Source organism: Candidatus Amarolinea dominans (assembly GCA_016719785.1).
GTDB classification, from domain to species: domain Bacteria; phylum Chloroflexota; class Anaerolineae; order SSC4; family Amarolineaceae; genus Amarolinea; species Amarolinea dominans.
This window is the reverse complement of the sequence record JADJYJ010000031.1, coordinates 180,075-192,405: the sequence shown is the minus strand read 5'-3', so window position 1 is coordinate 192,405 and position 12,331 is coordinate 180,075. Positions and strand designations below refer to the sequence as shown.

At 66.0% G+C, this 12,331-nt stretch carries 11 protein-coding genes; 3 read left to right on the top strand and 8 right to left on the bottom strand.

The window, feature by feature from the left end:
• The first annotated feature begins 3 nt into the window (after positions 1-3).
• From IPM84_24770 to IPM84_24760, 3 genes are all read left to right on the top strand, one after another.
• Positions 4-1,311: a hypothetical protein gene (locus IPM84_24770; GenBank protein MBK9095908.1), complete on the top strand. Its 1,308-nt coding sequence runs from the start codon at positions 4-6 to the stop codon at positions 1,309-1,311.
• A gap of 52 nt (positions 1,312-1,363) precedes the next feature.
• The gene (locus IPM84_24765; GenBank protein MBK9095907.1) at positions 1,364-2,083 is read left to right on the top strand and encodes a hypothetical protein; all 720 of its coding nucleotides are present in this window, start codon (positions 1,364-1,366) and stop codon (positions 2,081-2,083) included.
• Between the two features lie 118 nt (positions 2,084-2,201).
• A complete protein-coding gene (locus tag IPM84_24760) occupies positions 2,202-3,686 on the top strand; it encodes a glycosyltransferase family 39 protein (protein ID MBK9095906.1) in 1,485 nt (494 codons plus the stop codon).
• A gap of 33 nt (positions 3,687-3,719) precedes the next feature.
• Here IPM84_24760 and IPM84_24755 read toward each other — a convergent pair whose 3' ends face one another.
• The 8 genes from IPM84_24755 to IPM84_24720 all read right to left on the bottom strand — a co-directional run bounded on the left by IPM84_24755 (position 3,720) and on the right by IPM84_24720 (position 12,264).
• The gene (locus tag IPM84_24755; GenBank protein ID MBK9095905.1) at positions 3,720-4,304 is read right to left on the bottom strand and encodes a hypothetical protein; all 585 of its coding nucleotides are present in this window, start codon (positions 4,302-4,304) and stop codon (positions 3,720-3,722) included.
• Positions 4,301-7,216, bottom strand: coding sequence for a DNA gyrase subunit A (gyrA, locus tag IPM84_24750; protein MBK9095904.1), 2,916 nt, complete (start codon positions 7,214-7,216; stop codon positions 4,301-4,303). The genes IPM84_24755 and gyrA overlap by 4 nt, the downstream gene beginning before the upstream one ends.
• 575 nt (positions 7,217-7,791) lie before the next feature.
• Positions 7,792-8,016, bottom strand: a complete 225-nt coding sequence (locus IPM84_24745; protein MBK9095903.1) for a DUF2281 domain-containing protein — start codon at positions 8,014-8,016, stop codon at positions 7,792-7,794.
• Between the two features lie 117 nt (positions 8,017-8,133).
• The gene (locus IPM84_24740) at positions 8,134-9,549 is read right to left on the bottom strand and encodes a HAMP domain-containing protein (protein ID MBK9095902.1); all 1,416 of its coding nucleotides are present in this window, start codon (positions 9,547-9,549) and stop codon (positions 8,134-8,136) included.
• On the bottom strand, positions 9,546-10,250 hold the full coding sequence (locus IPM84_24735; protein ID MBK9095901.1) for a response regulator transcription factor: 705 nt from the start codon (positions 10,248-10,250) through the stop codon (positions 9,546-9,548). The genes IPM84_24740 and IPM84_24735 overlap by 4 nt, the downstream gene beginning before the upstream one ends.
• 62 nt (positions 10,251-10,312) lie before the next feature.
• A complete protein-coding gene (locus IPM84_24730) occupies positions 10,313-10,657 on the bottom strand; it encodes a hypothetical protein (GenBank protein MBK9095900.1) in 345 nt (114 codons plus the stop codon).
• Between the two features lie 21 nt (positions 10,658-10,678).
• A complete protein-coding gene (locus tag IPM84_24725; GenBank protein ID MBK9095899.1) occupies positions 10,679-11,590 on the bottom strand; it encodes a 4Fe-4S binding protein in 912 nt (303 codons plus the stop codon).
• A gap of 341 nt (positions 11,591-11,931) precedes the next feature.
• Positions 11,932-12,264 carry a nucleotidyltransferase domain-containing protein gene (locus IPM84_24720; protein ID MBK9095898.1) on the bottom strand — a complete coding sequence of 111 codons (333 nt, stop codon included), beginning with the start codon at positions 12,262-12,264 and terminating at the stop codon, positions 11,932-11,934.
• Positions 12,265-12,331 lie beyond the last annotated feature (67 nt).

Here is a 12,331-nt window from a genome sequence, read left to right as displayed (position 1 = left end):
TCCATGAGCATTCAGTTCGATTGGCATGATTCTGAAGACGAGCGCTGGCGTCATGGGGATGGCGACCACCGCCCGGCCCGGCACGATTGGCGACCGCCTGAGGACCAGGAGTCGGCGCCGCCTGCCGCATCGGCTCTCCCGCAAAAGCCAAAGGGGCGCCAGGTTGCCTCGCAGCACACCACGCATTGGGAAGCCACGCGCGTCGTGCGCTATCTCGGCCTGGGCGCCCTGATCGGCACGATCATCAGCCTGGGCGTGATCTATGCTGTGGCCCAGCGTAATCGTGAGATCGCACAGGCCGACCTGCAGGCAGTCATCACCGTCGAGGCCAACGCGCTGGCGGCCGGTGATGAAGAGATTTTCCTTACGTTTCAGGATGACAGCGATGCCGCCTGGCAAAATCTGCAAAAAACGCAGATGGATCAACTGAGCAGCAGCGCCGTCAGCGCGACGTTGACCCTGGAAGACTTCATCCTGACCGGCGATGTCGCGTGGGCCACGGTACGCTATCAGCACGACCAGGTAGATTATCAACGCATCCAGTTCTACCGGCTGGTTGCGGGCCATTGGAAACGCACCGCGCCCGACACTGCGTATTGGGGCGAGGAGCGGAGCCTCGAAACCCGACACCTGATCTTTCACTACCGTGAAAAGGACGAGGCGCTGGTCAAGGCCCTCAGTGACCTGGCCGAGGATTTCTACAGCCGGACGCATCTCGATTTCAACGTGGGCGCCAGCCCGCAGCTTGAGTTTTACCTCGATGCGGACGCACCACCCACGCAGGCGCGCTTCGATGAGGGGCGCTTTCACCTGTCGTCACCGCAGCTCAGTGGCGTGCGCCTCGACGGTCAACTGCCAGCAGAGCTGGTGGACACTGTCGCCTATGACATCAGTTTGCGCCTGGCCATGGAGAAGTCGGGGCTGTTCCTGCGCACGCGCAACTTCGCCAATGGCAACTGGGTGCTGCTGCAAGGGGTGGTCTTCTGGCAACTGCAGCGCCTTGTGCCCGACAACGCGATGACCGCAGGCATCAGCGAACAGTTCGGAACTGTCGCCTCCCAGGGGCAGTTCTTGCCCATCAGTGCCCTGTGGCCGCCATTCCGCTACGGCAGCATCGAACGCACCTCGCAGGCGCTGGCCCAGTCCTACCAGGTGGTCACTTATCTGGCTAACAGCACCGACCCCGGTCGCATTCCCGTCCTCCTGCGCGCCCTGGGTGACGGTCTGTCGCCCAGCGACACGATGCAGCGTCTGGGTCTCGACCTGCGTGAATTCGAGCAGCAGTGGCGCGCTTATGCGTTGGCGCCCTGATGGTCATCTGCACTCATGGCCCCAAGCGCGGGCTTGCCGATGTGTGAATATAGTGATTCGATTCTTTCTTGATTGTTACCGCCATCTTACTGCGCTCGTGGCGCGGTCCGCGGCTGAACGTCGGCTGCAGGCGCCTGCCACCGCAACGCACGGTGCGCGCAGCTTGCTGTGGCTGGTGCTGGCTTCTCTGTTGATCGGCCTGCAACTTGAAGCCGGTCGCGCCGCGCCATTGCCTTTTCAATCGAATTCCACGAACCCCACCGCGACGCCCACGCCCACCATCACCCCGACCTGGACACCCTCGTTCACCCCAGGCGCCGTGACCGATACACCGATGCCGACGCCGACGGCCACTCCCCTGCCCGCAGCCACCCCGCCGACACCCACGCCCACGCTGCCTGGGCCGACGGCTTTCGTTACCGCGACTCTTACCGCGACTCTGCCTGCCCTGACCGACACGCCTACCCCGGCCAGTCCCGATACGCCGCCGCCCCCAACCGAGGTGATGACACCCACCGCTCTACCTGCCCTTCTACCTGCGACCTTGCTGCCCGCCGTGGTTGCACCACCGCTGCCGCGGCCGCCTGCCACCGATGGCCTCGTGCAGCCCGCCACACCCACACCGCCCGTTGCATCCGCGGGTGAAGCCGGCCTGTTCGCGCAAACCCTCATCCAGGCGCTCAGTTTCGTCTGGCTGGGCTGCGGCATTCTCGTCATCTTGGGCCTCGGCTCCGGGCTGTTCTTCCTGCTGCGGCGCGGGCCGGCCGAGTAAGCTGCCATGCACCGGCCGCCACGCTCAACTCAACCCGCCGCCGCGCTGACAGTCGCCCGGTCGCCGGCCAGCCGGGAGCACCCTCACCCCTTTCCCCTCTCCCAGCGGGAGAGGGGCCATGGGTGAGGGTCGCCGCCGTCACCCATGGCTCTTGTGGGCCATCATCCTGCTCGCCTTTGCCCTGCGCGTCTATCACCTTGATTTTCAGAGCCTGTGGCGTGATGAGGTGGACGCCCTGCGCTTTGCCACGCGCCCGTTGGCGCAACTCCTGGACACGTTCACGAAGCCCGGGGAAAACGGGCCTCTCTTCTTCCTGCTCCTGCGCCCTTGGCTGCAGGTCTTCGGCCAGAGCGAGACCGCCCTGCGCTTCCCTTCTGTGCTTTGGGGAACCCTCAGCGTGCCGCTGACCTGGGTGCTGGCGCGGCGTCTGCTGCGTTTTGGCGCCACAGCGACGGCGCACGCGGGCGCGGCCGGCGTCTCCACCCTGGCGATGCTGCTCACCGCCACGTCGCCCTACCTGGTGTGGTACAGCCAGGAGGGCAAGATGTACGCCCTGGTGGTGGCGCTGGCGCTGGGCAGCGTGTTGGCCCTCCTGTGGGCCTTGACCGCCGCGGCCGCGGACATCCGCCTGCGCTGGTTGGTTTATATTGCGCTGACCAGCCTGGGCTTCTATCTGCATGTGATGTTCGTGCTGCTGCTGCCGGTGCATGCGGTGCTCTTTGCCCTGGGTTGGCCGTCCACGCGACGGCATTGGCGCGGCGCGCTGCTGGCTCTGGCCAGTTTCGTCTTGCCCTATCTCCCCCTGGTCTGGTGGCAATGGCGGCTGTTCACCTCACCCACGTTCGACCCCGGCTTCAGCCCCGTGTCCCTACCGAGGATGTTCGCCATTCTGCTGGTGGCTTTTGGCCGCGGTATGCGCGGTGTGCCCACCATCGGCCTGGTGAGCGTCTGGGTATTTCTGCTGTTGGCGGCCCTGCTGCTGGCGGGCGGTAAACCAGGCTCCTGGCGACGGCCGGTCATCATACTGGCGGCCTGGCTGCTGGTACCGCCGCTGCTGCTCTTTGTCATCACCCTGCGTGTCCCGCTGTTCAACGACCGCTACCTGATCTACCTCGGCCCGGCGTTCTATCTGCTGAGTGCGGTTGGCGCCTACCTGGTGGCCCAGCGCAGCCGCGCCCTCGCGGCCGGCGCGCTCCTGTTGGCGCTGAGTCTCAACCTGGTGGGCGTGGGCGGCCAGGCCGTGACGCCCATCAAGGCCGACTTTCGGACCGCGGCCGCGTTCGTGCAGGCGCAGCGTGGCCCGACCGATGTGCTGATCTTCCTGCACCCCTACAGTCGCTTCACCTTCGCCTATTACGCGGGCTGGGATTACGCCTGGCGTGAGGCGCCGTTCACTAACGACCGCCAGCGCGTGTCACTCGACAGCACCGGCGCGGTCCTGACCCGGCTGGTGCAAGGGGCCGACCACGTCTGGTTGATCGAATCGGAGGCAGAGACGTGGGATCGGCGCGCTTTCAATCGGCAGTGGCTGGACGCGCACGGAGAGCCGGTGGTCACGCATGCGGTTACCGGGGTGCGCGTCACGCGCTGGGCGCTGCGCTGAGTCGCTCTCCGTGGCGACGCCGCGCCGCTCCCTTCATGGTTTGACACGTTTGACTTTTGGCGCTTTGGGCGATGGCGGTTCTTGGGCGGCCGCGCTGGCCTTGCTTACACTGCTTACCCTGACCGGCTTCTCGGTGATGGCCGCGGGCGCGGCGGCGGAGAGGCGGAGAAGGGGAGAGGGGGAGATGCGGAGAGGCGTGGACTTGCCCGGTTTGGCCGGGGGAACCGCCGCTGGGGCCGGCGCCGCAGGCACAGATTTGGGCGCGGCCGCGGTCTTGCCTGGCTTGGCTGTGGGCGCGGCCGCTGCTGGCACGGGCGCGGCGGCCACCGGCGCGGACTTGGGCGCGGCCGCGGTCTTGCTCAGCTTGGCTGCGGGAGCGACTGTTGCTGTCACGGGCGCGGCAGCTACCGGCGCGGACTTGGGCGCGGCCGCGGTCTTGCCTGGCTTGGCTGCGGGCGCCGCCGCTGCTGTCACGGGCGCGGCAGCTACCGGCGCGGACTTGGGCGCGGCCGCGGTCTTGCCTGGCTTGGCTGCGGGCGCGGCCGCTGCTGGCACGGGCGCGGCGGCCACCGGCGCGGACTTGCCTGGCTTGGCTGCGGGCGCGACTGTTGCTGTCACGGGCGCGGCGCGGCGGCGGCCGACCGCCTGGGGGGGCGGGCTGCGGGGGCGACCGGCGGGACTTGGGGCACCGGCGGACTTGCGGCCGCGGTCTTGTCTGGCTTGGCTGCGGGCGCGACTGTTGCTGTCACGGGCGCGGCGGCCCCCGGCGCGGACTTGGGCGCGGCCGCGGTCTTGTCTGGCTTGGCTGCGGGCGCGACTGTTGCTGTCACGGGCGCGGCGGCGGTGGTCTTGCCCGGCCCAGGCGCGATCGTTGTCACGGGCGCGGCGGCGGTGGACTTGCCCGGCTTGGCTGCGGGCGCAGTCCTGGCTGCGGCGGCCGGCGCCTCCCTGCCTGACGGTAGGGCCAGGGTCAACTGGCGCTCGGCTGCGGGCTGCGCCTGACCCTTCGCCCCGCGCGCGGCACTGCTTGGCGGTCGGTTAGCGGCCGGGGGAGTCTCTCTGGTCTCACCTGGCTCAGCGCTCCCCCCCTGACCCACCACCAGCAGTCCGCTCACCTGTTCGCCGCGGGCCAGGGAGAGCAGCGCCTTGCCCTGCGTGTTGCGTCCGGCCAGCGGCACATCGGCCAGGGCCAGGACGTGCCATGACGCTTGACTGGCGCCCAGCGCCAGCAGGCCCCCCGGCGCGGCCACGGCCGCCTGTGCCAGCTTACCGGAACGAGCGTTGAGGCTGTGCGCGACGACGCCGCTGCCGGCGCGGCCTTGCGTGGGAAAATCGCCCAGCGCGCTGCGCTTCAGGTAGCCCAGTTCGCTCACTGTCAGCAGTTCGGCCGCGGGCGCGGCCAACCCTGCGTGGATGACCTGATCCTTGTTGCCCAGTTTGATGGCGTTGACGCCGCCCGCGGGCAGACCGACGGGACGCACATCCTCGTCCTTGAAGCGAATGGCCTGCCCTTGGCGGGTGACGAGCAGCAGCTCGCTGCCGGCCGGCGCCAGCATGACCCAGCCCAGTTCGTCCTTGTCATCCAGATTGAAAACGACGGTTGGCTCCAGGTTGACGCTGTCCAGGAAATCGTTCAGCGCCACGCGCTTGATCCGGCCCTGCCGCGAAACCAGTACCAGGAAACTATCGCCGTTGAGATTGCGGGGTATGGTGACGATGGCCGCGATGCGGTCGCGCCGCGTGAAGCCGCTGAGATCGGCCCAGTGACTGCCGCTGCCCTGATTGCCCTGATTAACCTCGTTAACCTGGTGCAGCCCCAGGCGTACGCTGCGGCCATCGCGACTGAACAGCGCCAGGACGTGGCGCGTGTTGGCGCGCAGTAGCGCCAGGTCGCTGTTGGCTGCCAGGCTGCGCAGCATGGCGGGCTTCAGTTCCTCCAGCGGGCGGCGGGCAAGCGTGCCTTCGCGGGCCGCCATCACCCACACGTCCTGGTCGGGCAAGAGGTCCTGCGCGCTCATTTTGCCTTTGGCCCGTTCTACAATCTGCGTGCGGCGGGCGTCGCCGTACGTGGCCTTGAGTTGGCGCAGTTCCTCTTGAATCAGGGCCAGCATCTTGCCCTGCGAGGCCAGCAGCGCCTCCAGGCTGGCAATCAGGCGCAGTAATTCCTTGTGCTCCTGCTCCAGTTTTTGCTGTTCCAACTGCGCCAGGCGTTTGAGCGGCATGTCGAGGATGGCCTGCGCCTGAACTTCACTCAGTTGAAAGCGACCCATCAGGTTGGTGCGCGCGGTCTCGGCGGTGCGCGAACTGCGAATGATCTGAATGACCTCGTCCAGGTTCTTGAGCGCGATCAACAGTCCTTGGATGATGTGCGCCCGCGCGCGGGCGCGGGCCAGATCGAACTCCGTGCGGCGCCGAATGATCTCGCGACGATGCTCGATGTAGTGGGTCAGGATTTTCTTGAGCGACAGCAGGCGTGGCTCACCGTCCACCAGGGCCAGCAAGGAGACGGCAAACGTCTGCTGCATGGGCGTCAGGCGGAAAAGGTCGTTCAGAATTTGCTGTGCGTTCACCGTGCGCGTGAGTTCGATGGCGATGCGCATCCCTGTGCGATCAGATTCGTCGCGCAGGTCGCTGATGCCTTCCAGGCGGCCATCGCGCACCAACTCGGCGATGCGCTCCAGCAGGCGCGTCTTGTTGGTCATGTAGGGCAGCTCGGTGACCACGATGCGATTGCGGTTGCGGCTCATCTCTTCCAGGTGCGCTTTGGCCTGGATGACGAAGCGCCCCTTGCCCACGGCATAGCTCTGAGCGATGAGGTCTTCCTGCTCGCCGGTGGCGGTACCGCCATAACGGAAGACCAGCCCACCGGTGGGAAAGTCCGGGCCTTGGATGAACTGCATGAGGTCTTCGATGCTGACATCGTCCATACGTTGGACGTTGTCAATCAGATAGATCAGCGCGTCGCAGACTTCGCCGATGTTGTGCGGCGGCACGTTGGTGGCCATGCCAACGGCAATGCCGCTGGCGCCGTTGACGAGCAGATTGGGCAGGAGGGCCGGCAGGATGATAGGCTCGCGCAGCGATTCGTCAAAGTTGGGGCCAAAGGGCACGGTGTCTTTGTCCAGATCAGCCAGCACGGTGGAGGCAATGCGCGCCAGGCGGGCCTCGGTGTAGCGCATGGCCGCGGCGTTGTCGCCATCTACGGAGCCGAAGTTGCCCTGGCCGTCCACCAACATGTAGCGCAGGGAGAAATCTTGCGCCATGCGCACCATCGCCTCATACACCGCGGCGTCGCCATGCGGATGGTACTTGCCCAACACTTCACCGACGATGCGGGCGCTCTTTTTGTGCGTCCGGTCATGGCTCAAGCCCATGTCATGCATGGCGTAGAGAATGCGCCGATGCACCGGTTTGAGTCCATCGCGCACGTCGGGGAGCGCACGGGCGACGATGACGCTCATCGCGTAATCCAGGTAAGCCGTCTGCATTTCCTGGTCAATGTCAATGGGTTTGATAATACCGATATTCATAGGTGGTTCCATCTACTGCTATGGCGCGTGTTTTGAGCTACATGCAAACTGGTAAGATACTAAGGGTCGGGTAGTAGTGGGCGTGCAGGTGATATCCGGGTGGAACGCCCCTGCGGCCCGAATTCATTCGGCGGCCGTAATCGGCGCCGGATGCCTGAGCGGTTACGTTTTCTTCAAAAATGAGTCAGCCAATCCGCGAGATGGGCGCGCGGCGCGGGCGGGGGGGGGGGCGGGGGCGGGGCCCCCCGGGGGGCCGGGGGGGCGGCGGGCGCGCCCCCCCCGCGCCCCCCGCGGCCCGGCCCGGGCCGCCCGGGGGGGGGGGGGCGCGGCGGGGGGGGGGCCGGCGGGGGTCGGCCGGGGGCCCCGGGGGGGGCGGGGGGGGGGGGGCGGGGGGGGGGGGGGGGGTGGGGCGCGGGTGGGGGTGTGAAGCGGCCCCCCCCCGGGGTCCTCCCCCCGCCCCGCCCCCCCCCCCCCCTCTCTTCCCCTCCCCTCCCCCCCCCCCCCCCCTCCCCCCCCCGCGGGCTCCCCCCTCCTTCCCCCGGGCGCCCCCAAGAGAACAACTTGTCCGGCCTGTTTCATGCGAACACCACCGTGAGGTCAGATAGCGCGTAGGTGGGTGTCTCTTCGTCCTCCATTCCGCGCATAGCAAAGGAGAGCGACAACGACGACCAATCATCCTCTCGATACACTGCCTCGCGTTTCGCTTTTGCCAGAAGATACTCAGTGAAATCAAGCACTTCTGTCTGGTAGGAAGGAGGCAATCTCAGAAGAACTTGTTGAATTCGTTCCAGAGCGACCATGTCTTTACACCCCTTTCGATTTCTATCATTCCGAAGTCGGCTGATCTGTTGGCCTTTTTTCAATCTGCCGCTATCGATCGCGTCATGGTCACATTCTATCATTTTCTCGACGGGTGGTCAACCGTCCTTTGCGTGCAGCAGGTCGTCTGGCGCTGCGGGCAGCAGGTCGTCTGGCGCTGCGGGCAGCGTCACGATGAAGGTTGTCCCCTGCCCGCTGGCGCTGGCAACCTCGATGGCGCCGTCATGGCCGCGGATCAATTGACGGGCAATCGCCAGCCCCAGCCCGGCGCCGCCGCCGCGGCGACTGCGGCTCTTGTCCCCGCGATAGAAACGATCGAAGACATGCGGGAGGTCATCCGCGGCAATACCCGAACCGGTGTCGCTGATCTGCATCTGCACCTGGTCGGCGCGGTGGGCCAGGCGCACGGTGATGGCGCCGCCGGCGGGCGTGTGGCGCAGCGCGTTGCTCAACAGGTTGCGCAGCACCTGCGCCAGGCGATCAGCGTCGCCCAGCACAACGGCCGCGGCGTCGTCAGCCGCCAACTCCAGCCTGACGCCCGCCGCCTCGGCCGCCGGGCCGAATTGATCGAGCGCGCTGGCAGCCAGCTCGGTCAGGTTGACCGGCAGCCGCTCCAGGCGTAGTTGGCCGGCGTCGGCCAGGGCCAGATCGTGCAGATCATCCACCAGGCGGGTCAGCAGCCGCGTTTCGTCGTGAAGGCCGGCCATCTGCGCCATTTCCAGTGGGTAGACGCCATCCAGGATCGCCTGCAGATTGCCCTGGATGATCGTCAGGGGCGTGCGCAGTTCGTGTGAGATGTCAGCCACCAGGTTCTTGCGCAGCGTCTCCGATTCAGCCAGGCTGGCAGCCATCTCGTCGAAAGCCGCGCCCAGGACGCCGATCTCGTCATGGCTCTGCACCGCGACGCGCTGCGAAAGATCGCCGCCGGTAATCGCCTGCGCGGCCTGCGTCAGGCGCGCCAGCGGCGCGGTCAGCAGGCGACTGACGAGGACGCCCAGGGTGAGCGAGAGGGCGGCCGCCAGGAGCGCGGCCCAGGCCAGGGAGTTCTGCACGCGGCTCAGGAATGCCAGTCCCTGCGCATCGAGCACCACATCGGCCGGCCGCACATTGACCAGGGCGCCGATCGGCCGGCCATTCAGCGTCAAGGCAACGCCCTGCGCCAGCGCGCTGGCCGGCAGGACATCGCCGACAAGCTCTCCGGTCCTACTCGCCACCACGCGGCCGGAGGCGTCGGCCACCGCGATGTTGGGACCGGCCGCGCCGGCCCGTCCGCGCCCCATGTTGCCAGGGCCAAGCTGCGCCAGCACGCTCTCCACGCCATCCCAACTGCCGTTGGCCGCATAGTAGTCGGTCAAAGTCTGCGCCCAGGCCGGTTGACCGCTCATGCCGCTGGCAACCACGTACTGGCGAAACTGTTCGCCGGTGGCGAGGGCCGAAAACACAGCCACCACGCCGATGGCGGCCAGGGAGATCGCGAGGAAGGCCAGGCTCAGCTTGAGCCACAGGCGGTTCACAGATCGCCTCCCAGTCCCCCTAGTCCCCCTAGTTTATAGCCGATGCCGAACACCGTTTGGATGAAGCGCGGGTGGCGTGGGTCATCGCCTAACTTGGCGCGCAGGTTCTTGATGTGGGCGTCAATCGTGCGCTCATAGCCCTCATAGGCATCGCCCTGCACGCGGTCGAGCAGTTCCAGCCTGGTGAAGACGCGTCCGGGGTTCTGCAAGAGCACGGCCAGGAGCTCGAACTCGGTTGGGGTGAGATCGAGGATGCGACCATCGAGGGTGGCCTGGTGTCCGCCCGTGTCCAGGACCATTTCGCCGGCGCGCAAAACCGCCGGCGCCGGCGCTGCGCTCCCGGTCCGCCGCAGAACCGAGCGCACCCGCGCCACCAGTTCGCGCGGGTTGAACGGTTTGGTGATGTAATCGTCCGCGCCCAGTTCCAGCCCCACGATCTTGTCGGTATCTTCGATGCGCGCGGTCAGCATGATGATGGGCGTGGCCCGCTCGCGGCGCAAGGTGCGCGTAACCTCAAGCCCGTCCAGCCCAGGCAGCCCCAGATCAAGCACGATCAGGTCTGGCTGCTCGCGCCGGGCCTGGATCAGCGCAGTTTGGCCGTCAGCGGCCTCCACAACCGCAAAGCCGGCCTGTTCCAAATACGAACGCACCAGCTTGACGATCTTGGCTTCATCATCCACAACCAGGATTTTTGCAGTCATACCCCTTCCGTCCAATCCTTTGATTCAGCCAGTCTTCCGAACGCGAGGCGGGTCCCTCCGCCTCACGGCGCTGGCGACCCTGCGCGAGCGGCCAGCCATGCCCGCAAATCGGCCGTTGAGAAGGTGTCGCTCTCCAGCGACTTGATCTGTGTCGCGCCGGGTGTATCGGTCGGCAGATTGAGCGCCGCCAGCATCTCCGCCACGGGCACCTTGTAGGCAGCCGACACATCGTCCAGTGTCATCCAGCCCTTGATCTCCTCCGCGTTGGCGCCTGTCGGCAGGACTTTGCCGCCCGCTGAGGTCATGCGGCCGGAAATGGACCAGAACCCCGCCGCCTTTGCCCCGCCGATGACGCCGAAAAAGAGCGTCAAGATCAGTATACCATAAACAAATGGATTGACTCTCACGGTTGATTCTCCTCTCGCTGCTCAATGACCAAAGACCGGCAGGCCAAGTTTCAGTTCCAGGGCGCCCTCGCGCGGGCACTCATCCACGCACTCCAGGCAGCCGATGCAGTCCGCGCTCTTGATGGTCGTCGCCGTGTGGACCGCCAATCCCATCGGACAGGCTTTGGTGCAGATGGCGCACGCCTTGCAGGCCTCAACCTCACGCTTGAGGTAGAAGGGACTGAGCGCGCCAACCAGTCCGGTGGCTGCGCCCAGGGGACAGGCGTAGCGGCACCAGGGGCGTTCCACAAAGAGCGATCCGATCAACGTCAGCGCCAGCACGGCTACGCCCGGGCCAATGCTCAGCTCCAGCAGATTCCAGAGAGCCGCCCAGGGATCGTAGTCGCGAAACACCATGAATCCGTAGACGGCCGCGCCGGTCACAGCCCAGGCCAGAACGCCGTACTTCAGGAAACGCAGATAGCGGTCGAGTACAGCCAGGCGCTGCCCGCGCGCCTTGAGCGTCTTGACCGCGCGGCGAACGGCCGGCACGCGCTTTTGCACCAGGGTCGAGAAACGGCTGGTCATGTCCTGAATGAAACCAAGCGGGCAGAGCCAGCCGCAAAAGGCGTTGCGCGCCAGCAGGGCCGTTGCCAGCGCGGCCGCCAGTAGGACGATATTGGAAAGGTGCGTGTGTGAAACAAAACTGCCGCCGGTGGTCAGATATTTGACCATCGTCTCCAGGCCGCCCATCGGGCAGTAGGCTTCCCAGGACGCGGTGACCGTCCCGCTCTCTTCGCCCACCAGCAGGTGCTGGACGGCAATGAACAGAATGAACAGAAACACGCCGAGCTGCGCCAGTCGGCGGAAGGTGTGGTGCGTGAGCCAGGCTGCCAGGCCCTTGCGTCGGGGTTTGATCCTACCAAAATTCGGAATGTGGGCGGTCGTCGTCATGAGCTTGATTCCTCCATCTTCTGTCTCTCTCTCTTGTCAGTTTGCACCGGAGCTGTTCGACTACCCCGGCCGCGCCTTCATCGCCTTCATCATCGCGACGCGCTGAGAAGATCTGATGCGCGACTTGCGCAGAAGTTGTGAAGAAGGAGTGCGTACGATCAGCGCATCCAAAGCAGGGAGGAGAGCGAAATGGGGACTCCGCGGGCAGAGAACCAATCGAAAGGCTGCGTTCGCGATCGGTGTTCATGGCATCACCTCCGCAGATGCGACAAGGTTAGCGAACCAATTCAGGATGGCGCCGATGCACCTGATTACGGAGCCGACGCGCGATGAGCACTTCATCATTCAGGAGATCGAGCATACAGCACTTTCCCTTCGCGCAGTGCAGGCCGGATGATCGTGCCAACGATGTCGCGTCGCCGGGTCACTTCGTCCGGAGTCGCCAGAATGATGTCTTTTGGAATGGTGATGTCACGCAGCGCCACGCGCATCTCAAGTTGTTTGGCGCGCTTGGAACCGCTGAACGGCATGATCACCAACAGGTCTACGTCGCTGGCCGGGTTGGCCGACTCGCGCGCCTGTGAGCCAAACAGAATGATTTGCTCGGGATCGAAGCGAGCGACCAATCGCTCTACCATCATTTGGATAGCTTGTTGGACTGTCTGATTTGGCATGATGTTCCTCGCTACCTGAAGTATACCATCTTCGGGCCGCGGCGCCATTCGGGCCGCGGCGCCAGAC

What these genes read in the sequence shown, in the direction of transcription:
- IPM84_24770 (MBK9095908.1), top strand. Translation starts at nt 4, where the DNA reads ATGAGCATTCAGTTCGATTGGCATGATTCTGAAGACGAGCGCTGGCGT.
- IPM84_24760 (MBK9095906.1), top strand. Translation starts at nt 2,202, where the DNA reads ATGGGTGAGGGTCGCCGCCGTCACCCATGGCTCTTGTGGGCCATCATC.
- gyrA (MBK9095904.1), bottom strand. Translation starts at nt 7,216, where the DNA reads ATGAATATCGGTATTATCAAACCCATTGACATTGACCAGGAAATGCAG.
- IPM84_24745 (MBK9095903.1), bottom strand. Translation starts at nt 8,016, where the DNA reads ATGGTCGCTCTGGAACGAATTCAACAAGTTCTTCTGAGATTGCCTCCT.
- IPM84_24735 (MBK9095901.1), bottom strand. Translation starts at nt 10,250, where the DNA reads ATGACTGCAAAAATCCTGGTTGTGGATGATGAAGCCAAGATCGTCAAG.
- IPM84_24725 (MBK9095899.1), bottom strand. Translation starts at nt 11,590, where the DNA reads ATGACGACGACCGCCCACATTCCGAATTTTGGTAGGATCAAACCCCGA.
- IPM84_24720 (MBK9095898.1), bottom strand. Translation starts at nt 12,264, where the DNA reads ATGCCAAATCAGACAGTCCAACAAGCTATCCAAATGATGGTAGAGCGA.